Annotated in this window: 15 protein-coding genes; 1 reads left to right on the forward strand and 14 read right to left on the reverse strand. The window is 60.7% G+C overall.

Annotation, left to right across the window (positions count from 1 at the left end; translation table 11 throughout):
- Positions 1 to 11: 11 nt before the first annotated feature.
- The 8 genes from ARUE_RS23515 to ARUE_RS24400 form a co-directional block, all read right to left on the reverse strand.
- Positions 12 to 1574 carry a peptidoglycan DD-metalloendopeptidase family protein gene (locus tag ARUE_RS23515; protein ID WP_011928044.1) on the reverse strand — a complete coding sequence of 521 codons (1563 nt, stop codon included), beginning with the start codon at positions 1572 to 1574 and terminating at the stop codon, positions 12 to 14.
- Positions 1575 to 1583: 9 nt separating this feature from the next.
- Positions 1584 to 3569 carry a hypothetical protein gene (locus ARUE_RS23140; protein ID WP_043472087.1) on the reverse strand — a complete coding sequence of 662 codons (1986 nt, stop codon included), beginning with the start codon at positions 3567 to 3569 and terminating at the stop codon, positions 1584 to 1586.
- Entirely contained in the window at positions 3566 to 5905 is a 2340-nt protein-coding gene (locus ARUE_RS23145; protein ID WP_043472090.1) for an ATP-binding protein, read from the reverse strand. The genes ARUE_RS23140 and ARUE_RS23145 overlap by 4 nt, the downstream gene beginning before the upstream one ends.
- Positions 5906 to 6098: 193 nt before the next feature.
- Positions 6099 to 6644 carry a hypothetical protein gene (locus ARUE_RS23150; RefSeq protein ID WP_011928047.1) on the reverse strand — a complete coding sequence of 182 codons (546 nt, stop codon included), beginning with the start codon at positions 6642 to 6644 and terminating at the stop codon, positions 6099 to 6101.
- Positions 6645 to 6650: 6 nt separating this feature from the next.
- Positions 6651 to 6992 (reverse strand): hypothetical protein, encoded by a 342-nt coding sequence (locus ARUE_RS23155; RefSeq protein ID WP_043472093.1) that lies wholly within the window; start codon positions 6990 to 6992, stop codon positions 6651 to 6653.
- A 5-nt stretch (positions 6993 to 6997) separates the two neighbouring features.
- On the reverse strand, positions 6998 to 7975 hold the full coding sequence (locus ARUE_RS23520) for a conjugal transfer protein (RefSeq protein ID WP_051025162.1): 978 nt from the start codon (positions 7973 to 7975) through the stop codon (positions 6998 to 7000).
- Positions 7976 to 8049: 74 nt separating this feature from the next.
- Positions 8050 to 8379 (reverse strand): hypothetical protein, encoded by a 330-nt coding sequence (locus ARUE_RS23165; protein WP_162486289.1) that lies wholly within the window; start codon positions 8377 to 8379, stop codon positions 8050 to 8052.
- Positions 8376 to 8552 (reverse strand): hypothetical protein, encoded by a 177-nt coding sequence (locus ARUE_RS24400; RefSeq protein WP_162486290.1) that lies wholly within the window; start codon positions 8550 to 8552, stop codon positions 8376 to 8378. Before ARUE_RS24400 ends, ARUE_RS23165 begins: the two co-directional genes overlap by 4 nt.
- Here ARUE_RS24400 and ARUE_RS23170 point away from each other — a divergent pair.
- Positions 8551 to 9291: a hypothetical protein gene (locus ARUE_RS23170; RefSeq protein ID WP_011928050.1), complete on the forward strand. Its 741-nt coding sequence runs from the start codon at positions 8551 to 8553 to the stop codon at positions 9289 to 9291. The two genes, ARUE_RS24400 and ARUE_RS23170, sit on opposite strands and share 2 nt — an antisense overlap.
- Positions 9292 to 9390: 99 nt before the next feature.
- On the opposite strand, the gene brxL is transcribed toward ARUE_RS23170, so the two are convergent.
- Genes brxL through ARUE_RS23200 form a run of 6 tightly spaced genes read right to left on the reverse strand, consistent with a single transcriptional unit; the run spans position 9391 to position 22185 of the window.
- Entirely contained in the window at positions 9391 to 11532 is a 2142-nt protein-coding gene (brxL, locus tag ARUE_RS23175; RefSeq protein ID WP_011928051.1) for a BREX system Lon protease-like protein BrxL, read from the reverse strand.
- Positions 11533 to 11545: 13 nt separating this feature from the next.
- A complete protein-coding gene (gene pglZ / locus ARUE_RS23180; RefSeq protein ID WP_011928052.1) occupies positions 11546 to 14038 on the reverse strand; it encodes a BREX-1 system phosphatase PglZ type A in 2493 nt (830 codons plus the stop codon).
- Positions 14031 to 17456 (reverse strand): BREX-1 system adenine-specific DNA-methyltransferase PglX, encoded by a 3426-nt coding sequence (gene pglX, locus ARUE_RS23185; protein ID WP_011928053.1) that lies wholly within the window; start codon positions 17454 to 17456, stop codon positions 14031 to 14033. Before pglX ends, pglZ begins: the two co-directional genes overlap by 8 nt.
- A complete protein-coding gene (brxC, locus tag ARUE_RS23190; RefSeq protein WP_011928054.1) occupies positions 17456 to 20956 on the reverse strand; it encodes a BREX system P-loop protein BrxC in 3501 nt (1166 codons plus the stop codon). Before brxC ends, pglX begins: the two co-directional genes overlap by 1 nt.
- 3 nt (positions 20957 to 20959) lie before the next feature.
- On the reverse strand, positions 20960 to 21559 hold the full coding sequence (locus ARUE_RS23195; protein ID WP_011928055.1) for a DUF1788 domain-containing protein: 600 nt from the start codon (positions 21557 to 21559) through the stop codon (positions 20960 to 20962).
- Entirely contained in the window at positions 21556 to 22185 is a 630-nt protein-coding gene (locus ARUE_RS23200) for a DUF1819 family protein (protein ID WP_043472100.1), read from the reverse strand. The genes ARUE_RS23195 and ARUE_RS23200 overlap by 4 nt, the downstream gene beginning before the upstream one ends.
- Positions 22186 to 22214: the final 29 nt, after the last annotated feature.

A 22214-nucleotide genomic window follows, 5' to 3' on the forward strand; every position in this document is an offset into this window, starting at 1 on the left:
TCGGCCCGTTCTTAGTCGTCGAGATAAGTGAAGTATTCGGAGCCCGGGTTCCATGACACCGGGTGCAGAAGGGTTCCAGCTGAGGGGTTCAGGGCGCTGTACATTTGACCGTCTCCGGCATAGATGCCGACGTGGGCCCAGTGGTTGGGTCCGTCGGGGTTTTGGACTACGAGATCCCCGGGCTTGGGCGTGGTGGTCTTTTTCGCGGAGGTCCATTGTTCGACGCGGGGCACACCTTTGATTCCGGCCTGGGTGTAGACCCAGAGGAAGTATCCTGAGCAGTCCCAGGACTTGAAGGATGTTCCACCCCAGACGTAGGAACCGCCAAGTCCTTGCTTGGCGTAGTCGATGATCTTCGTCCTGGTCTCGCTGGCATTACCGGCCAGCGCGGGTGTCCCGTTGGGAAGGTCCGTTCCTGGTGTGCAGGAAGCCGAGGGGCTGCCGGTGATTTGTTCGACGATCCTGCGGGCTACGGGTTCCCATTTGTTGTAGGCGTCAGGGAAGGCGCTGCCTTGGATCTTCTGTGCCAGGGCGCCCAGGCTCATCTGGTCGTGACCGGGTATATCCAGAAGACCTCGCGGCTCGCCGTGGTTGGGTCCGTCCGGGCCGCCAAAGAAGGCGCGGGAGGCATAGGTGAGGTCCATCAGCTGGGGCACGGTCCCCCATCCGGACGCCGGGCGCTGCTGGAATGGATTTACAGAATCGTGGTCGCTGCCAACATCATCGTGAGGGTAGTTCAGGGATTCCGGCACCGTGCTGTTGGCGTACATTTTGAGCTTGGATTCCTGGAGGGCGACCATCATGGAAACGATCAGACCCTTGGCTGGAACGCCCTTTTCCTGGCCGGTGCGGATGATGCTTTCCGCGACGGCATATTGCTTGGGTGTCAGGGTGAAGCTGTCCCCTGTTGTCAGGGTCGCCGTAAGGCCCAGGGCTGTTGTGGCCTTCGAGGCAGGCTGATCGCTGGACGGGGCAGCGGTGGCATCTGCGCCCAGAGTCACGCCGCGAGCTTTCATGAACGAGACAGGATCGACGGCGGATCCGTTGACCTGCACCTCGAAGTGAAGGTGTGCCCCGGTCGACCTTCCGGTGCTTCCGACGGAGGCCAGCTGTTGCCCGGCCCGGACGGTGTCACCGCGGCGTACTTTTGTGCTGCCGTCCTGCGCGTGCCAGTACCAGATCTGGATGCCGTCGCCGGCGTTGATGATGATGCCGTTTCCGGTGTCTCCTTCAGGGTTTGTGTCTCCGTTGCCGTATGCGGCCACGACCGTGCCCGAGGATGCGGAGTAGAACGGCGTCCCTTCCGGTGGGGCGATGTCCTGGCCCATGTGGACTTCGCTGCCTCCGCCGGTCGGATTACTTCTTGGACCGAACGGTGACGTGAGCGGTCCGTTGACCGGGTTTGCCCAGCCGCCCGAGTTGACGCTTCCGGCCAGGCACACGCCGCCGGAGCTGAGGCCCGAGGCTTGTGCCTTCTTCCCGATGAAGAGGCTCACGCCGGCGACTATGGGGGTGGCAACCAAGAGGCTGAGGAGGAGAAAGACGGCGGCGCCGGTTGCGATCCATTTCTTCATGGATCCCACCTAGAGCCGGGAGGCCGTCTGGAATGTGCGCACGGCGGAGAGGCGGTCACGGAGTTCGGAGTTGCGTGCGGTTCTGACCGTGTGGGTGGGTTGCGCCGGTCCGACGCTGGCGTCAACGATACGTCCGGTCAAGACCTCGGTGTCCTTGCTCGTCCGGCTAGTAGCCGGGCCCATCGGGTAGCTGCGCCGTGTCGTGGCAGTTCCGGACGGGCCTTCGGGTGCTCGTCCGGAGGTCGTGTGATCAGCGCTGGCCAGATTGTGACCAGCTCCGGCCACCTCGTGACCAGCTCCGGCCAGGGACCGTGCCGTAGATACTCCATCCGAGACCGCCATTGCCGTCTTGGCCGCGGCGCCGACAGGTGTGGGCGTTAGTGCCGCGGTCTTCATTGCGGCCGCCCCAAGGGCGCGCATGGCACCGCTGGGGGCGCTCGCCGAGGATCCTCCTCCGGGGCCGGGCTGTTGCGGTTTCCCTGGTCCGAGTTGCGGCATGGATCCCGGTCCGCCTGGCCCGGAAGTGTCAGGGCCGGGGAGCGGTTGTGGTTTAGGCATCGGTTGTGGTTCACGTCTGACTGGCAGCCCTTTGCGTGATGACATCTTGTTGCCCATGGTTTTCAGGTCGGAGTAGGTGCGTCCGAGGCTGGCCATGTTGCTAAGCATGTTCACTGGCTGCTTCTTGACTGCATTGCCCAACCCGAGTCTGCTGAGGCGTTCAGCGACGCTTTCTCCGGCCTTTTTCAGCTTGCGGCGGATGATCCAGAAGGCGATGATTCCGCCGACGAACAGGATGTCGATGACTGGGTATTGGCCTTGGCCGAGGTCTTTTGTCGCCTCGCTCATGGCGACGATCATTTTCAGGTAGAGCGTGAGGAAAATGATGGAGGCTCCCACAAGGGCCAGTGATACGACCAGATCCATGCCGGTTTTCCAGACGCCGCCGCGGTTGTCGGTGGGGATGATCGCGGCGAGCAGCTTCACTCCGAACAGGACCGTTTGGTAGCCGGCCCAGAGGACTGTAAGGATCAGGACCCCTGCCAGGAACACTGCCAGCAGTGCCAGGTAGAGCACAGCCTGGCCGACGACGAAGGCGGTGACGAACTGCCCGAAGGGGTACTTGATGAACGTAGCAACCTCCGGGTCGCAGGCTGCCACGGCGTCGCGGACGGAGTTGTCGCCTGCGTTCGCGGTTGGTGCGGCCTTCATCTTTTCGGTGAAGACATCGTTGCAGGGCCCGTCGAGGATCTTTCCGAAGCTGATCAGCTGGGATGGGTGGCGGAGCATGACGTCCACGAGCGGTTTGACGACGCTTTGGTTGATGATCTTCGTCGGTGTCAGGTCTCCGTGGTTCTGTGTGCCGTCGGTGCTTACTGCGACGGCGATCTGTCCTCCGCGTTGCTTCACCTGGTCCAGTGCTCCGCCAGGGCCGAAAACCATGGTCGAGGGATTGGCGAGGATTCCGGTTGCGGCTACCGCCAGGAGGCAGGAAATCACGATGTTCATGAGTCCGCCGGCTATCTTCCCGCGCACCATCGCGATGCCGCACACAACAGCTGCGATCATCAGAGCGAACGGGATCCAGTTGATTCCGCCGGTGAAGTTCTGCACGTTTGTTGAAAGGTCCTGAAAGGGCTTGGTCAGTCCGTCGACCCATTCAAAGCTAAGGGTCCACTGCAGGAGCCAGATCAGCATGACCATCGAGTATTGAAGCATCTGCCAGAACAGATCCAGGAACCATCCGTTCATGGACTTGCCCCAGTTATCCCAGCCGCCACGGTCCTGCGGGAGCACCGTGTACTTCTCGATCGGAACATCTTTCGAGTCAGTAAGCCCCTCGCCTGGATCCGGAACCGTGGACCCATCATCAGCGTGCGCCGGGACAGCCTGGCCCAACAGGACGCACATGAGCAACAGTGCGAGGGCTATCGCGCGTACCGCGCCGGGATGACGGGCCGCCCAGAAGAACAAAGGTGGTGCGAAACCGAACCTCATGCGGCGTCCACTGACTCTTTGGGCGTGGTTCGGACGGCGATATCACGGGCCTTCAAAGCAGGCGGCAGTACCTGAATCTTTCCGTACCGGTTCCTCGCGTCACGCATGAAGCCTTCCCCTTCGCGGCCAGGGATGACCTTTTCGTTCTCATCCACCGGAGAGAGGTCCTTCATCACCATCTCAAGCAGTTCCTCGTCCTCAGGATCGGCCCCAAGCCACTTCAAAGACTTCCGGGCCAGGGTCTCGTCGCGCTGGCGCATGAGGATACGGACCGGAATGAGGCCCTTCGTAGTCTCGGAGCCGAAGTCTTCGTCCGGGTCTTGGGAATCCAGGTAGATGGCCGCCTTGGCCTTGCGGCCTTCACGAACGAAAGCCTTGATATCCCGCTCACATTCAGGGGAGCTCGTCATGTGATGCGCTTCGGAGATGAACATGACGGCCAGGTCCCAGTCGTCCTTGAAGCAGATCTCACGACCAATACCGGACAGCAGCGTGTAGATCGCCCGTCCGAGGATCTTCTCCACACTCATCCGGGCGAAGAGGTGCGGGGTCTTCAGGTCATCACCGTCGGGAAGTTCCAGTTCCCTGGTGAGAAACACAATTCCCCGCGAATCCAACGACAGCGCAGGAAGGTCCGGATCAAACAAGACCCGCCCGATGTCCTTCCGCGAGAACACCCGGATCCGCCGGGCAATCTGATCAGCCCCATTGACCTCGCACTGCTCACTCTGAAGGTGTTCAAGCACGCCGCCCAAAGACGTCAGCTTCCATTCGGCCAGGTACTCCGGATCCAGGACGTCAGCGACTGCAATACCCAGGTCAGATGTCGGCTCGATGTTCAGCACACTGGCGAACAATGACTGCGTGATCCGGGATCCCGCCCGGAGGCCGAAGATCCTCAACGGATCCAGCGAATACTGCGGGTTCAGGATCTCAACAACGGTGGCATCGGTAACTGACTGAGCGAAGAAGCCCCACTCCCCTGTTGACGAGTGATCCACGGCAACGAACCGGCCACCCATCCCGATGACGTTGCCAGCTTCCTTCTTCATAAAGAAGGTCTTGCCCGCCCCGGTCTCCCCACCGACAGCGCACGATCCCGAGGTATTGCCCATCATGGACCCCTCCGGATCCAGGAACAGCGGAGTCTGCCGCTCAGTGGAAATATTCTTCCCCACGAAGGAACCCTTCGAGGCGCCGAGGCCCGTGGAAACCAGCGGCACCGCAGCAGCAAGATCAGAACCCGTCGTCACCTTGGACAGCTCCCGGCACAAGCGGCTATGCGGAACCCCCGGCTGCATCTGCCACCAAAGGTCCTCTTGCCCTCCCAGAGGAGGATCAAAAATGAAGTCGTTTCCCTTATAGGACTCGGCAACAAACCGAGCCTTCTCCTGAGCTTCCTCCGCAGTACGACCGCCGACCGCAATCATGGCAGTGACCTCAACCTTCACCTCGCGATCCGAAGCATTCAGCGTCGACTGAAGCAACGCCATGTCCTCAGCCACCATGTCCAGCTCGCTACCGGTCCCAGTGATGCGCTCGCCGTCGGTCCGTTGGGTGTACTGCTCGTCCAGGGTGTTCTCTTGGGTTTTTGCCTCCTTCTTGGCCGTTTCGGCGTCCGTGGTGGACATCCTGATGGCCCAGTCTGCGTCGACAGGGAGCTTGTCCAGATAGGACAGCCACTCGGCGTCGGGGAATTGCCAACCGGCCGAAGGGATGCCGGTCAGTCCTTGGATGACCTGATACGACTCCAATCCGGTGGGGCCGGCGATTTTGAGGAACTTCCGTTTGTACGGCTTCAGTATTTCCAGGGACGTTCGTGGAAGGTCGGACTGTCCGCCTTCGTCCAGCCATGGATTGGGTATCTGGGAGCCGGTGTGGATGATTTCTTCGGTGACGTCGCCGCCGACGGTGCTAAGGGGCACAGTGGTGTCGTTGCCAAGGCCTCTCTGCTGGGAGTGAAGGGCCATCCAGACCTGCTCTGCCGGCGATATCGGCCGTGGTTCAAAGACCTTGGGAATGACCCGGCCTATTTCGTTGGCACGGGCCAGCGCCTCGTCGATCGTCTTCTCCGAGGGCATGGTCCGTGGCATGGCCAGGACGTCGCTGATGTCCGCAATTGCGGCCGAGGCCTGTTCCTTGATGGCTTGGAGGGGGCCCGTCGTTGCCAGGGGAACCGACAGCCAAAAGGCTCTCGTGCCCAGCGGGATGGTCTCCAGCGTGTCCAGGGTTGCCTCGACTTCGTCGACCCAGTCGGGGCAGTTTTCAGGGTCAAGTCCTTCGAGCATTCTCATGGCAACGGATGCAGGGTCCAGGTCAGCTGTCAGACCAAACATGAGGGAATCTCCTCGGAGCGCCTGGAAAAGCGCCGTGTGGGCTCTGCGGACCAGCTTCTTCCGTTTTCGAGGTGCGTACGCGTAAGAGACAGGAGATAGCCGCCATGTGGCCCAGACTGTTCCTGACCGGGTCCACATGAGGTGGCGGTGGAGCGCTGTTGCCGGTACTCGCATGGTTTGGATTCCTTCTGTTCTATTTGGATTTCGACTGAGCCAGCAGTCGCTCGACGGCAGTCACGGCGTCCGGCCTTCCGACCGGCCGCTCGGGTGCGGGAGCCTGCTGGGACACGACCTGAAGCCCGGTCTGTTCCTGGTCAAGGACCTCCACCGGCGCCACAAGTCCGGGGTCCGAGGGAGTCATGAGGACGCGGCCGCTGACCTGCCGGGGTGTCCGGTCCCGTGGTGGAGCGCCGTTGTACATGCCGGTAGAAGGGGCAGTCATTGCCGCATACAGTCCCAGGAGCAGCGAGGCCGGATTGCGGTTCCCGGTGCGGATCCGCCCGGCCATTCGGACGATGAGATAGACAGTTCCGCCGCCGAGCAGCAGATCAAAGAAAATGTTTCCTGTACCCCACAGTCCGTTGGTCTGCATGGCGATCAGGCCGGCGATAGCACCCACAACCCCCTGGGTCATGTTGTAGGGGCCGCCCCAGATCTTCGTTCCGTCGGGAAAGCGACCGAGATATCGGGTGAATTTCTTTACCCGATAGAACCGCGCAACTTCTGGTTGCTCCTCCATCACGGGCTACTGACGCAAGTACATCTGGGATTCAGGTGCGGCAACCTCGATCTGCTGAATCCGGCTTGCGGCGCTTACCTGTGTTTCGCCCTCGATCTTGACCTTGAACCAGTCGACGCCGGCAATGACACCCCAGATGAAGAGGGCGCCCACGATGATCCCCATAATGACCGCCGGCAGGCGGCCCTTCCCTTTGAGCCCTGCAAAGAAGGCGATACCGATGCCCCCAAGCACCGACGCGCCCTTGACGACTGTGGTCCAGTCCGCGATCTTGCCATTGAGCCAATCGGTGACGCCTTCGGCCGCGACCATTGTGCTCGGGTCTACGAGTGTGTAAATGATGCTCATTTGGGTTACTTGCCTTCCGTTGGCGTGCTTGTGGGTGTCTTGGTTGAGGTGCTGTTGGTCTTTTTGTTGCTGGTGAGCACCGCGGGGACTGGATCGATCGAACTGGTTTCCCACCGTCCGGCCCTTGCAGTGAGGGTGAGGGTGTACTGGGCCGGCAACTGCTGGCCTCCCGCTGCGGTGAGCAGGACATCTGTCTTGATTCGCAGGACTGAGCCGTCCTTTGGAGATGCCGGAACGTCCTTGTCGACCGAGATGTCTCCGGCTTTTACCGAGACGTAGGGTGCGGGAAGCACTGGCGTGACTTGGAATCCGGGTTTGACGTAGCGACTCACATCACCGTTTCCCGTGAGATAAGCGGCGAGGAATGCGACGACGGCCTGACCAGCAGCGTCCGACGTAGAAACCCTGGTTCCGTACACCAGTGAAGGGTCGGATGCAGGTCGGTTCGGCCCGGCCACCGGGGACGGTAAGCCCAGGACGCCGACGGAAGACCCATCAACGCGGATGGTGACGTTGAAAAACCGCTGCGGCCACTGCGTGGTTGGCTTTCCCTCACCATCCAAGGCCGATTCCTTGACCTCAGCCGAGACCTGCACAGCGATGAGCCCAGCGGGCCCCGGATCAGTCGCGGAAACAACGGAGAGGTTCCTGTACTCCCAGGGCTGGTCGTTGAGGGTCAGAGTCGAGGGGTCGAGGAACTGCTTCAGCGCTGACGGGTCCTTTTTGGTGGAAGAGAGCCACGCACCGACAAATCCACTGGCGACTGCTCCAGCGGACTGCTCGGTGATTCCAGGGCGGACACTGTCCGCTACGTCGGCCTTGGTCGGGCTTCCCCCGGCACTCAGGACGATGGCGACGGCCACTGGCCAGACAAAGATCCCAGACCAGATGCCCGCCTTGACGGCACGGGTCTTAAGTTCGGAACCCTTCGTCCAGGCCTGCGCCTTGGCAGGCTGCGGAGCGGAGTTTTCCTCCCCCGTCATGCTCGCGTCACCAGGTGACAAAGGGCGACTACCCGATGGCTCCTCCGTGGTGGCCTTCCTCGTCCAGAAAGCCACTACGCCACCGCGCCCTGGTCCTGGCCGCCGAGATGGGACAACGCGTTCAGCCTTGGCGACTCAAGCAACTCCCCGAGCTGTCGCCTGGCGCTCACATCAGTAGGCCGCTGCCATACCGACGCCAGCTTCGCGTCCAGCTCCTCATACACATGAAATGCCGAAACAGCCAGATCCAACTCGTCCCGGTCCTCACGATTCTTCTTCCTCATCGTCACTGCGCCTTTCAGTGGTGGACAGACCCGCAGAGTCGCGAACCTGTTTCTCTTCACCACCACAAGGGCCACGGCGAGGGCACTTTTAGACACCCCGGGAACCGAAATTTCAGTCACTTTTCTTTGGCCGGCATTACCCCTTTGGCCTGCGGTTTCTCATGAAAACCAACAACCAAAGCGCTTCCATCGACTGCCTGTTCAAATCCAACCAAGAAAGCAACCAATACCCGCTGAGAAGCATGGCCATCAGACAAATCACCCGCGCGCGACACACGCCAGGAGACGGCCATGACCATCACACAAACAAACCCACGCAACTACGCACCCAGCGTCCGTGCCATTGAGGACATGTGGGCCGACCAATCGGCAACAGCTGGCACGTACCCGTTCCTTGGCGCCATCGCCCTCGAAGATCTTCATGAACACTTCCTGCATTCAGCTTCCGCCGAAGAGAAGGACCGCATTCTCTATGCACTACTCAGCGAGTCTGCTGCGGGCGATGACCTGGCAACCCTCACGGTGGTTCGCCTCTTCATCGCAAAGGCCGTGCGTCTGGCACGGTCCTGCACCGCGTTGCGGTCACTCCCCCACACCGAAGCCGTCTCCTGCTCGATCGCCGCGTTCTGGGAAGCCGCACGGGCCTACCCCTTGCACCGCAAGAGCAAGACAGCCGCCAACCTCTACCTCAACGCCATGGAAATCATCGACCGCCAGCGCGTAGCCGGCGCCGAGGTCTTCCTAGCCCAAGACGCCCTGGATTGGGCCGTGGAGCGCGGAGCCCCCACAGAATCCAACGCCGACCAAGATCTGGCAGAAGTTCTCATGTGGGCGTTGGAAACAGAAATTCTCAGCCGCGACGAAGTAACACTCATGAGCCGCTATTACCTGGCCCCAAACCCACAATCCCTGCACACACGCGCCGCCGAACTCGGCCTGTCCAAGTTCGCCTTCCAGAAGCGAGCCAGCCGCATCAGGATCAAGCTGATCGCCGCCGTTCGCCAGCACGTACAAAACGAAGGCACCTGGTAACAACAAGCACTCCCCCACAACACACACGAAGGCCGGCCCCACGGGGCCGGCCTTCGTGTACATCTGAGACGACGGGTTCCTCGCACGAGTTCCCCGCGGTCACTCACTCTCGCGGATATAGGTCACTCCGAACGCCCTCACCTGACGGAACGCCTGGAGGCGGGTGGCGAGGTCAAAGGCGTCGCCAGTGACGTACTGGAAGATGTCTAGCCCGCGGCCGAGAAGGATCCTCCATCCGGTGTCGGTGACGATAGATCGATCATGAATGCTGCCGTCGAAGATGACGTCGACGTTGATACCGCCGACAGCCGCTCCCTGCTTGACCTTCAGCAAAAGCTCGAACTGCTTTCGGAGCTTGTCCCCTCCCTCGCTGTTCTCCGACGTGATGAGATTGACACTTACCTCGTCGGCCGCGTCCTTGGTGGCCGCGATGCACTCGATGAGTTCCATGAGGTTGCGGGCCTGGGTGAAGTGCCGGATGTATGGGTCAGTTATGGTGATTTGCGTAGCTCCACGCAGGTACGGGACGAGGAGGGTGTCGAACGAGACTCCCCGCTGGTTCTCCTGGAACTCCCGGTGGCCCTCGAACAGCGGTTTGTCTACGACTGTTTCCGCCGAAGGCGACTGAGCACCCCCGGCAGTAGCTACGGCACCACCCGCCTTCGGTTCGCCGACCTCAGCACCCTCACTGCCCTCTCGGTGGTAATACTCCGGGTACTCGTCCTCTTCGAGAGTCGTGACCGCGTGCCACTCGCCGGACTTGTCGACGTATCCGAAGTTCACCTTGTTCATCGTGGAATCGATGCGGAGGATCTGGTCCTTAACACGCTTCCGCCCCTCGATGGCGAATCGAAGGACCTCCTCGATCTCTTCGCTCGTTGCCGCACCGTGCGGGTACATGACTTTCATGAGGCCGGAGAAGGTCTTGTAGATCCCATCTCGATCGCGGGTCGAGATGCTCGGATCAAGCGTGAAGGTCGACTCGTAGCGATCAGAGAAGTCCAAGGAGCGCATGGACTTGAGGACTTCGGCGATGTAGTCGACGACGAATCCGTATCCGGTAGAGAACATCTCCCCACGGATGATGTCGACCTCCCAGCCAGGGATGTAGTGGTGGAGTCGGTCCAGGAAAGCCGAATCGTGGTAGCTCTCGGGAAGCTCGTCGAACAAGTCGGAGTGCTTGAGCATATAGGGCACCGTGTGCGAGGTGTTGCCGACGAACACCATGGACGCCTCTGCGCCAAGCGTCTCGACGCCGCGGGAGAAGGACTTGTTTGCCATGTAGTTCTTCATGATGTCCACGAGCGCCTTGTCAGTGCGCTTCTTTTTGCCTGCGAACTCGTCGAAGGCAACGACATCCCAGTACCCGACGAGGCCGATCTTCCCGTTGGCGTTGTTCACGAACAGCTTCGGCACGGTGACCTCGCCGCCCGAGATGAGCATGCCGTGGGGCGAGAACTCCGAGAAGATGTGTGACTTGCCGGTGCCCTTCGGCCCAAGTTCGACGAGGTTGTAGTTGCGCTCGACGAACGGGATTAACCGGGCGAGTTGAATCAGTTTCGCTCTGCGCCCGAAGAGTTCCGGGTTGAAGCCGATCGACTGGATCAGCAAGTCGATCCATTCGTCGGTGGTGAACTTCTTGCGGGTGCTGACGTAGTTGTCGAAGTCGAAGTTCGAGAGCTGGATGGGCTTGATCGAGCTCAGAATCCAGGGCACGGCACGGTGGTCATCGGTGTGGGAGTACTCGATCTCGCAGATGCACCAGACACCGCCGACCAGAAGCTTTTCGTGCTGTTTGATTGTCGAGGAGCTGACCAGCACGCCCTTGATGCTGAGGTTGGCGAACTCGGCTTGGTAGACGTCATCCTTTTCGTTGAGAGTGACGCCCACCTTGTCGATGATTCGAAGGTGTCCCTTCTCCTTGATCCGGGACTTGACCAGTTCGGCCTCATTGCGGTGGACGTAGTGGTCGGCGAGGATCTTGCGCACCGTCTCGATGCCGGTCTGGATGGTGGCCTCATTGTCGGATGCCGCGTACTGGCCGAGCAGGTACTCCAGGACAAAGGAGGGGACGATCGCGTTGCCCTTGACGGCTTTGACGAGGTCCTTGCGTACGACGACGCCTGCGAAGAGGTCGTTGATCTTCTGGTCGAGCGCCGACTTCTCGGGGGCTTGCAGGCCAGGATCGGGGTCAGGGAAATCCCCTGCCGGGTCCTCGAACTCAACTTCAGCTTCCGTCATGTTTCTGCTCCTCCTAGAAGTCAAAGTCTGCCGTGAACGAGCGCTTCAACGTGTATGGGGCCTTCGTGAAGACTTTCCATTGGTTGGTGTTCGGGATCGGCTCTTCCAATCGGACCTCGACGGGGCGGTTGTTGAAGTCGTCCGCCTCCTGGCTTAGGTAGAGCGTCGCGGTCTGGTAGCGGTCGCGCTTGTCTGTCGAAGTCTGGTCAAACACCAGCTCCGGGATGTTAGAGAGCGCCGTCTCGCCGACGTAGATGCCGGCCCGGACAGTGCGAGACTGGACTTTGTCGCTCACCGGGTCGACCTGGTAGAGCCGTACGGCGAGCTGGCCAGTCGTGATCTTGTCGGATTCGGGAACGATCTCAACGTTGACCGGGCGCACATCGCTCTTCTTCTTCTTGCTGACGGTCACCACCGGGACGACGATCTCCTGGAGTGAGGCTCCCCCATGGACGTAACGGGTGCCGGCGCCGGGTTGCTTGATTCGGTGGATCGACTTGGGGATCTGGACTTCGATCTCGCCGCCGAGTCCGACTTGTGCTGGCTGGAAGGTCATGAAGGCAGGGTCGTGCTTCAGTCCCTTGCCAAGCACGTACCGCCGGTTCGTGCGGGTGATCTGATCACCCTGAGGGGGCGTGGACAGGAAGAAGGTCTCGTCCAGTGGCGTGTCCTGATACTGGAAGCCGTGGTCCGCGGTTATGAAGATGTTGCTCGCGTCAGCGCTGGCCATCTTCTTCACTAGGTCGACGAGCACGCGGAGGGTCTCCTCAGCGGCTTCAAAGACCTGGCTCTCCGTGGCGGCTTTGTCGCCAGTCGCGTCGATTCGGTCGTGGTAGACGTAGATCACTTGGTGCTGCTGGAGCACAGCACGCACCTCGTCACGGGTCTTCCCGAGGAGTTCCTCAGCCTGGACAGCGAAACCGTGGACGGACTCCAGGACCTTCGCACGATTGACTGTTCCATCCGTGCGCTTCCCGTCGGCGTAGACCGGCATGCCTTCGGGGGACAGCTCGAGGATAGAGTGTGGCAGGAGTGAGGCCATACCTAGCTGGGTGTAGCTGGGGAGGACGCCGAGGACTGCCGACAGCTCAGCCTCGAACTTGTTCTCTCGGCGGATCCGGGCACCGAGCTCATCGGCCACCTCATAACGCATGCCGTCGGAGATGATCACGACCGCCTTGCGCCCGTCGCTGACAAGCGGTGCCACGTAGCCGGCGTAGAACGACGCCTGCGAGCGGAAGGATCCCGACGTCCAATCCGAGACCAGGTCGACCTTCTGCTGCCAGGCAGTCCCAAAGTTGAAGAGGTACTTGTTGGCGTAGAACTTCTCGACTTCAGCCCGCAGCGCGGTGAGCGGGGCCTGGAAGTCGGCGGTCTTGGCGGCGTAGGTGAACCGTCGATACAGCTGGTCGATCCGGAACCACTCCGTCTGGTAACGCTTTAGCCCTGTGTCGAAGGAATCGATGGTCCCCGGAAGGGCAGCGATTGTCGAGAGCAACTCCGAGGCCGACTCGATGGCGGTGTAGAGCTTGCGGTATCGGTCGATCCAGATGCTGCTCTGGCGCTGCCGGACTACATCGGCGACCTGTCTCGGGGTCATCGATTGCTCGACGACTCCGCGGGCGAGGTCAGTGATGATCTTCTGGTCGATCTGCTCAAACAGGTCACTGCCGATCAGCTCGCCGAGGTTGACGTCTGCGATCTTTGGCTTGACGTCCAGGTCGTCTGCCGCGCGACTGGCAAGGGTGGCCAAGGCCTCCTTGCTGCGCATGTCGTACCGCAGGGCCGCGAAGTCGAGTCGGATGTTGCGTAGTGAGTTGGGGGTATCGGCCTTGAAGTTGTCCATGGCCTTCCGGAACACCCAGAGTACGAAGTCCGGGAGGGTCGGCGTAGCTGAGGAGTAGCCATAGATCGAGGCGACGCCCTCCCAGTAGAACCCATCGAGTCCATAGGCGGTTAGTTCCTCGTACTTGGCCGACGTCCACTCCGCGGCTTCGAGAAGGAGTGCGCGCGTGATCTCGAGCAGGCTGTGCTCGCTCTGCTTGAGGAGGGCTGCGCACATCTTGGCCTGGAGCGTCGTCGGGTCGTCGCTAGGCGACAGGAGCTTGGCAAGGGCTTGGCGGCGCGCGGAGGCGCCGAAGAACTTCGTTCGCGCCTCGAGCACTGGGATCACTCTTGGGTCCGTGAGCCCGAGTTCCTGCTGCAGCAGCGATGCCCTGTCCGCGGTGAACACGCCGTAGGCCAACTCCAAGTCGAGGAGCCAGTTGTCGAGCCCGGCAGGGGCAGCGCCCTGGCGGTAGATGAGGAACTTGGCCTTGGGCTCGATCTCAAGGAGCCGGTTCTTGATCGCGAACTCGTCTCCTGCAACACGAATGATCTGGACTCCGTCGATCCCGAGGGAATCCAGGTCGTTGATGTAGTCGCCATCTGCGTCGTGCCAGAAGACGACGCGCTTCTCGGTGAATCGCTGCTCCAGGTGGGACTTCACGGTCGAGGCTTCAGTCATCGTTTGCCTCCAAGCCTGGGATCTTCCTCAGCGCGGCACCCAGCTTAGGATAATTTGCCCTCACTCCGTCGTCCAGATCGATCGCAACCTGCTGCGTCGCCAACGGATAGAGGACTTTGTGCTCATAGTCGTCAAGCTCCAACAGGATCTTACGCATACGATCCACTTCCTTGAGCGCGGTCGCCTGCTGGCGGCCAGTGCCGGAGACGGCGAGCTTCTCCTGGTGCTGGCGGCTTGCTTCGAGCTTGGCCCGGTACTCACGGAGGTACTCGTTAAGGACAGTGGAGACCGTTGATGGCGTGTAGCGGTGCATGTAGATCATTGCGCTGAAGGCGCCCGACGGGCTGGAGAACAGCCAGTAGATCGGCCGTTTCTTGTATCGCTGCCAGTGGTCCTTGTAGAAGGACTTCACGAAGTAGTCTCGGATGTCCTTGACGCCAAGCGACGTCGTCACAAAGTGGAGATTCTCCTCGAAGTGCTCCTCCCCGAAGGCGGTCCGAAGGAACTGCCGGAAGCGAGCGACGATGTCGTCCGCGAACCAATCGCCCTCCACGATTGGGATGACGTTGTCCGCGTCCGGCTTGAAGGTCGGCGTTGGAATCTTTGCCAGGTAGTCCTGCAACGCCGAGCCCTGGTCGGCCAGGATCAGGCCCGGCTCATCGAGGCTGTAGCGCCCGAACATACAACCGACGGCGTAGGACAGGAGATCCTTGACCACGACGGACGAAGCAACAGCATCTGCACGTGTTGGGTTGTGTCCGTCCTCGGAAGCACGCGTCGCAGGTAGCGCTTCTGCAAAGAAGGCGTGGTTCTCAAGGTCTAGGTTGTGCAACTCCGTACGGACTTCCGTCTCAGTCTTGGCGGTAAGCTCGACGGCGAACTGCAAACCAGATTTAGTTCCTTGACCCAAGAAGATTGAACTGAGACCTTCGAAGCCACGCGAAGTCTCAGATCGGTCAAATAGCAGTGCCGTCAATTCCACCGCCCGCTCGGCGAGTTCTTCGACCCGCGGAGCAACCAACGCCTCAGCAGGGATAGGCAATTGGGCCAGCGTGCCAACACCGAAACCCTTCGGTGATACCAGGCGCGCCAGAGTCTCGAATGCGGAACTGTTCATCAGCGCAAGCAGCTGATGCGTAGTGGTCCGTCCGATCGGGAAGACCATCGAGTTCTTCTGGTCGAAGATTGCATCAGCAGCAACGAGTCGGGCCTTGAGGCTACCTGCGAGTCCCCCATACGAGAGCCCTGACCGAAAATAGTAGGACGAGTTTCTAACTACCGAACTCTGGTGAGAGCGAACTGCCGCGCCCTCGTTCGCCCAATCTACGACTAGGTCCTCGCGAGCAAACCACCTAGTTGGCGAACTTGATTTCACGTAGGGCACCCATCGCGCTCCCGGAGACGCGGTGCCCGTGCGAACCTTCTCGAACGAAACTTCATACCAGTGGCGCAAGAATCTCACGTTGTCACCAGTTTGGAGCCCTGTCCGAACCTCAGCGATGGTGTTCATGGCAGGAGCGGTACCGAACGTCGCATGTGCTTTCTCGGAGGCGGCATAAGGGGTAAGAACCCTGCCCGGAAAGACGTCAAACCAGTCCAGTGCGTGTCTGAATCGTCGTTCGGGATCATGGAACTGAGCGACCTTCGCGTTAACAGTCGTCCCCTCGGTGGCGCCGATGAAGGTCGTCTTGGACGAGCTGTTTGCGCCTCGCTGGAACAGCGTTGCGGTGACTTGGACTACCTCGCCGTCGATTTCTGGAAAAGCACGAGCGCCGAGGTGAAGTACCAGCTGGGGTGGCAGGTCGGCTCGAACGATGTCCCGAAAGTCAGCGCACTCCACATTGCCCAGCCAACTGTCCATACTAAGCAGGCCAAGATACCCGCCACGCGGGACAAGCGATTGCGCCCGCAGAACGAACGCGAGATCAACACCCGTGTGGCCCGCGCGGAATTTGTCTGACAGGTATTCATAAAGCGTTGGAGCCATGTTTCGCGCATCCATGTATGGGGGATTCGCCACCACAACTTGGTAACGCGGGCTGAGGAATTGCGCATATCGCAGCACCTGACATGCCCGGTCATGGATGTCGGCTGCAATCAGGTCGCCGGCTGCCGGTGGGTGCATGGCCAAGTGTGCTGAGAGCGAGACGATCAGGTCTTCGCTGGGTTGAACGAGCGCACCGAAGATGTCTGCGCGCGCGAACTGATTCCAATGGGCGACCTCGCGATCTCGGTCGCCGCCCCGAGTGACAAGGAAGTCAAGCTCCTCGGGACCGAACGAGATCGGGTCGATCACGCAGATGTTCGGCTCGACCCGTTTGCTAAAGAACGTCTTCTGCCTCGATCGCGCCTTCATCGTCAGAGCGAAGGCGGCCAAGGCCCCCGCGCGCGCGTCGATCTCAGTGCCGTAGAGGTTGTTGGTGAGGATCAGACCGGGGATCTCGGACGGCGTGTAGCCCTCCTCCTCGTAGATGGCGTAGAGGAGGTCGAACGCGTAGGTGAGCATGTGGCCGGAGCCACAGGCAGGGTCGATGACCTTCAGCTCTTCGGGCTTGGTGATCTTGAGGAAGTCGGTCTCCTCGTCGACCGGGGCGATGTAGTATTCCATCTGAGTGACCAGCCCGGATGCTGGATGGTTCAGCATCCAGAGTCGACCGAGCGAGTTCTCGACGAGGTAGCGGACGATCCAGTGCGGGGTGAAGAGCTGGGTGGCGGCGGGGATCTCGTCGGCGCCGGCTTTCTTGTTCTTCCTGAACCCGTCGAACACCTCTTGCTTCCGCTCGGAGATGTAGAACTGGTAGAGCCAGCCAATGACCTCGACGTCCTGGCAGACCTCCTTCGTGAGTACGCTGACCGCGCGGCTGAGGACTGACGCATCCGCGAGCAGGTTGCTCGGGATCAGAAGCTCGGTGTAGTCGCCCTCGCGCTCGAACATGAACGGCATGACCTTGTTCCAGTGACGGCAATATTCCGCCAACAGGATCGAGTAAGCCTCGCCCTGTGCGTCGGCACTCTTGCGGGTCCCGCCCAGGAGGCCGAGAACGGTGTCTCGTGTTTGCGCGCTCGTCACGACCGCCGCGTCGATCTGGCCGCCCTTCGCCGCAGACAAGATTTCGGGCTGTCCGCCAGCGTCCGCGCCGGGCGAGACAACACCGATCCCGGTGTAGGCGTTGGCGTCCATGAAGCGAAGGGCAATGATGCGGTTGAACCAGGTGTAGGCGACGCGATCTGCGATCGCGGCCTTGCCGGCCTCGCCTCCAGCGGCGGCGATGGCCTTCTCCAGCGCGGACACAACGCCAGGCCGCTCAACCCTCTCGGGCGAACCCGGGGCCAACACTGCCGCAAGGCGAGCAGTCACCTCCTTGATGAGTGATGTGCGCGCCCAGGTTGCGAAGGACTTCAGTGGTGCAGTTTCCATTAGATCGAAATCCGCTTTCCGTCATCGATGGTGGCGACGAGCGCCACCTGCAGCGCGGCGAGGTACTTCTCCACGTCTCCCGCGGTTTCGAGGATGTTGGGAGCACCGTCGGCCTTGATCGTGGAGACCGCCACTGTCTGCTTGGGTGGCGGCGCATCCTCGTCATCGGACTTCTTCGACGACGAGGCCAACTGGTCGATCAGGGCTGGGTAGATCGTCTCCTCGAAGCTGTGGGCCAACTCGCGGATCATAGCGATCTGAGGCTCAGCGTTGATCTTGGCAAGGTGTTGGTCAACCTTGCTGAGGACACTGGCCCGAGCGTCATCCGTTGCCGAAGCGAAGTACGCGCTGGCGAGGATCTCCTCCTTCCTACCATCGACAGCCCTCGAGGCATTCGTGCGGTTGGAGGCGACTACCAGGTCGATCTGATTCGCAAGCGCGTTAGTTGCCTGCTTGAGCTGGTTCATCTTGTTGCCGCGGAAGCCGTTCTCATCGCCGAGCAGCCCCTTGACCGTTGCGTCACTGTCTTGCGGCAGGTAGGCAATGTTGCCCAAGTTCGTGGCAAGCAGAGCTGCAGCGCCGTCGTAGATCCAGCGCTGCTGTCCGTTGAGGAAAGCATGAATAGGGTCAACGACGTCGGTCTTTGCCTCGATCAGTTCGTCGGCGAGGGCGAACTCGGCCAGATACCACTCGTCGGGCTTACCGACGACCTGCTCCAACAGATCGATCGGCTGCTCCAGCTGGGCGATGAACGGGTAGGCCGTTGCCGTCTGGAGAGCCTTCAACTCGTCCAGCTTCCCCTTGAGCTTGTCAGATCCGTGGCGTGCCAGCTCCAGAGCGTCAGTCGGAGGGTTGCCCTCATCGAAGAAGTCGATGCAGAACGTGCGGAAGGCCGTGACCTTGCCAGCATCGTAGGACTTCTGTGGGGATACAACCTGGTGTTGGTGCTTCTGCGTGTTGCGAAGAACCATGGCGATCTCGGATCGCTTCACGAGGTTGGAGTCGAGCGTGAGCGCCAACTTTGACGACCCAACGAGCCAGGCGATGATCACCTCGATCGAGGCCAAGTCCCAGCCGTAGGACTTTGACTGGAACGCGTCTGAGATCTTCTTGACGGTGACCTGCTCACCTTGGTTCGTACGGAGGGTCACCCAGTTCAAAATCTCCATGCCGGGCGTGGCGAATGCGGACAGGCCACCGGCGTCGAACATGCCACCCTCGGGGTTGGCGGCACCTGCGATCTGGCTCTCGCTGTATCTCATCCCGCCGAGCAGGCTGAGGCTCGTGTAGGTGCGAGCCACCAACTCCTGGAAACCATCCGTCACTCGGGTGACAGCGTCATGCGAGGCAGACGGGATGTCGGCCGCATTGATGATCAGCTTGCTGTGTCCAACGGCACGCTTGACGCGCTCGATGAGTTCCTTCTCCCGCTCCGAGTTCTGGATCGCCTTTGACTGGAGGATCGAACTCACCGAGGAGGTCAGTGCCGTGGTCTGCTTCTGCTTGGTGTACTTCTCGGTCTGCAGGAGCAGTCGGAGATCGCCGATCACTCGATCATCAGCTTCGAGCACGACGCGGAGCTCGTCCTTACCGGCGCTCTGCATCCGGATCTCCTCGGACGAGTATGCAGTCGAGGGTGAGATGAAGTGGATCGTCAGATCCTTCTGCTGGCCGTGGGCCTGGTCGTCAAGCTTGTAGCCAAACGGGAAGTCCTGCCCGTTCTTGGCGTACTTCAGCTTGGTCGCCTTGAGGATGTCGCCGTTCAGGATCTTGAAGAGCCGGTTTGAGAGCTCAGAGGCATCGAGGTCGACGTTCTTGATCTCCTTCTCGATCTCCTGTTCCTCATTGGTGAGGTACTCGTATGCGGTGCCGTTGCGCTGGATGTAGGTCTGCGCTTCGAGAAGAGCGAGGGCCTCGTCGACTCGCTTCGAGAGAGCAGGCAGATCGATCCCGAAGTGGTCGTATACGAGCACCGTCAGGTTCCGGGGAGTCGCGGTGAAGTTGTCGACGTACTTCACCAGGAAGAGCGCCTTGAGGAGCCGGACGGCCAGCTTCGTGAGGTCGGAGTCAGGGTCGGGCAGATCGCGCTCAGCGCGCAGAATGGCGCTCTGAGCGGCAGCCTTCAGTGATGCGCTGATGCCGGCGAACATGTGGTCAAAGGTAGCGAGGCGGCCGACCTCTACATTGCCGATGTCCTTGGCGACCTGCTGGACCACCCCAAGCATCGAGCGCTCACCTACCGAACTGTTCCTGCCCTCAAACACGTTGTGGTCCGACAGACCCTCGATCGCCGCCTGGAACATCGGGAACTGATAGCTGACGAACGGGTACGACCCAACGAAGTGAGACTCATCCACGAAGTTGCGGTAGGTCTTGGCACCATCGGCAAAATCGAAGAGCGTCTTGAAGTTAGCGTGTTCCGTGGCGTAGATCGACTGAAGCTCAGCGTCACCGGCATCGTTCTTCTCAAGAAGCCGCTTGCGGATGACCTCCTCGACGTCCGCACTGGTGAGCTTCACACGCGTCTTGAAGCGAGCCTGGATCTTGGAGAAGTCGTTACCTTGCCGCTTGGTCTGGTCACCGATGACCTTCTCCATGTCCTCCTGCGAGGTGACGAAGACCCAAGACCTTCCCCTGCACTTGGTGTCCAGGGTCTCAGCGATCGTCTGGAGGTCGAGCATCAGCTGCTCGTTGTCCGCTATGAACTGGCCAACCTCGTCGACGAAGAAGCTCAGGCGGTAGTTGGGGCCCTTCGTATCCAGCCACGCCTTCACCTCATCGGCGAAGTCCTCGATTGAGAGCTTGTAGGTCGCTTGATATGTGGAGAGGATGTCACCCACGCTCTCGATGTCGACGCCGGCGACCTGCGCATAGGCCCGGTTGACCTGCTCACGGACCTTGGGAAGCCCGAAACTGGACCTTCGCGTCTTCCAATCGTTTCCTGCGAGGTCCTTGAAGGCGTCCTGGAAGGCCTGCCACTGACCCTCTTCGTCCAGTTGCCGTTCGAAGCGAGCGACATGGCCCTGGTCGCCGAAGTAGCCACGAGACTCGTCGAAAACCTTGGCAAACACTCGCAGGAGCGCGTCGCGCTGGTCCTTGGCGATCAGCGTCGCCTTCTGATCAATGTTGAACAGAAGGCTCGTGGCCGGGATCGAAGCCGCCTTGGTCAGCGAGGCTTTGAGCATGGCGTCGTCGGTCTTGCCCACGAAGCTGGCGGTGACCTGGTCCCGCTGGAAGTCCTGACCTTCGACGTCTCCCAGCAGGTGAGCGAGCAGCTTCAAGAGGTGTGACTTACCGGATCCGAAGAATCCGGAGATCCACACGCCGTTGGCGTTGGTGTAGTTGGTGTATTCCTCCAGAAGTGGGGCCACTCCCTTGGCCGCGTCGTTGGTGAGGACATACTCATCGACCTCGACTCCGAGGTTGACGACGTCGTCGGCCTTGACGACGCCCTCGATGGGGCGTTGAACGTCCTTGGCGAAAATCTCGTTGAGCTGCACCGGTCACGCTTCCTGGTCGATGATGTTCTTGGCACGGTAGTACTGGTCGTCCTTCAACCGTCCGAAGAGCACTAGTGATGACCCAAGCGTCGCAGAGAACTCATACCGCCCGGGGAAGAACATGAGCATCGGCTTGTTCGTCACGACGCTCTGGAGATTGTTGAGGACGTTGTGAGACCGGATGAACGGGAAGACCTCTCCGATGCCGGTCAGAAAGAAGATGTCAAACGCACCATCCAACAGACGCTCGCGGATGGCTGGTGCCAAGTGAACCTCAGGGTTCAGCATCGAGCGCACCACCTCGCCAAACTCAGACTTGCCGACTGAGGTCTCCAGCTCGATGACGTCGTCCCAATCACCGCGCTCCCTGATCAGGGCGACGGCCAGGTCGTAGAGGTTGATCTCGCGAACCTGGATGCCGGCGTTCGCCAGCTTGTTCTTGACCCGCTTCTTCACATCGGCGACCTCAAGCGCGAGCTCCGGGTCGTAGGGGTAGATGAAGAACGGCACCTCATTGCCGAGACCCTCCATGCGGAGGAACCGCTGGCTACTCAGGATCCTGAACAGGTGCTCCTCCTGCTGAGAGAGAGTCTTGGCGGTCATCGCACTCCTTTCCTAATTCCGACGGGCGACAGCGGGAAGAAGCGAAGGTCGCTAGGCTCCCGCCGGGCGAGGGCCTGGGCGACTCGCTGCGACATCACAACTGGGACCAGGTCACCCGAGCCAGAAAGGAGTCCCGCCTCCGCGAGCATTCGGAAAACGGTCTGCCGCAACTTCTGCAACGTCGACTTCTTCAACTCGGCGAGTTCCCCGTGCCACACTGCCTGGTTGCGAACGAAGCTGTCGAAGTCCTCGTAGGCCAGGGTTGGGGTCATCAGGAGGAAGCGTTCGCGGACGACCTCCTCGGCAAAGTCGCCGATTAGTTCGTACCGGCGGCACGCCGCCGCCCACAGCAAATGTCCGCGCTCGGTTGCCGTTGCCTCAATGAGCAGTTCGATCTCGTCGCCGGTGAGGACTGCGAGCCGCTGCACAACCTCGCGCGCGAGCCTGGACCCAGAGGAGACCGTGCGGGCTTGCAGTAGGTTCTCCTCAGCGATCACCGATCGAACTTTTGCCCAGTGGCGTTCGCGCAAATAGATGGGCGCAACGATCGCTGCCTCACGCATGAGGAGGGCTCCACTGGTAAATGAGAGTGCATAGCGCTGCGTCGCCGCATGCTGCTCAACCATAGGAGGCCTCATCTCAGATGTCACGGTAA

Source organism: Arthrobacter sp. Rue61a (genome assembly GCF_000294695.2).
Taxonomy (GTDB): Bacteria; Actinomycetota; Actinomycetes; order Actinomycetales; family Micrococcaceae; genus Arthrobacter; species Arthrobacter aurescens_A.

Excerpts from the sequence above, each read along its gene's own strand:
- ARUE_RS23155 (WP_043472093.1), bottom strand. The coding sequence starts at position 6,992 with ATGAGCATCATTTACACACTCGTAGACCCGAGCACAATGGTCGCGGCC.
- ARUE_RS23515 (WP_011928044.1), bottom strand. The coding sequence starts at position 1,574 with ATGAAGAAATGGATCGCAACCGGCGCCGCCGTCTTTCTCCTCCTCAGC.
- pglX (WP_011928053.1), bottom strand. The coding sequence starts at position 17,456 with ATGGAAACTGCACCACTGAAGTCCTTCGCAACCTGGGCGCGCACATCA.
- pglZ (WP_011928052.1), bottom strand. The coding sequence starts at position 14,038 with ATGACTGAAGCCTCGACCGTGAAGTCCCACCTGGAGCAGCGATTCACC.
- ARUE_RS24400 (WP_162486290.1), bottom strand. The coding sequence starts at position 8,552 with ATGGCCGTCTCCTGGCGTGTGTCGCGCGCGGGTGATTTGTCTGATGGC.
- ARUE_RS23195 (WP_011928055.1), bottom strand. The coding sequence starts at position 21,559 with ATGACCGCCAAGACTCTCTCTCAGCAGGAGGAGCACCTGTTCAGGATC.
- ARUE_RS23520 (WP_051025162.1), bottom strand. The coding sequence starts at position 7,975 with ATGACGGGGGAGGAAAACTCCGCTCCGCAGCCTGCCAAGGCGCAGGCC.
- ARUE_RS23150 (WP_011928047.1), bottom strand. The coding sequence starts at position 6,644 with ATGGAGGAGCAACCAGAAGTTGCGCGGTTCTATCGGGTAAAGAAATTC.
- brxL (WP_011928051.1), bottom strand. The coding sequence starts at position 11,532 with ATGACGGAAGCTGAAGTTGAGTTCGAGGACCCGGCAGGGGATTTCCCT.
- ARUE_RS23145 (WP_043472090.1), bottom strand. The coding sequence starts at position 5,905 with ATGTTTGGTCTGACAGCTGACCTGGACCCTGCATCCGTTGCCATGAGA.
- ARUE_RS23170 (WP_011928050.1), top strand. The coding sequence starts at position 8,551 with ATGACCATCACACAAACAAACCCACGCAACTACGCACCCAGCGTCCGT.
- ARUE_RS23200 (WP_043472100.1), bottom strand. The coding sequence starts at position 22,185 with ATGGTTGAGCAGCATGCGGCGACGCAGCGCTATGCACTCTCATTTACC.
- ARUE_RS23140 (WP_043472087.1), bottom strand. The coding sequence starts at position 3,569 with ATGAGGTTCGGTTTCGCACCACCTTTGTTCTTCTGGGCGGCCCGTCAT.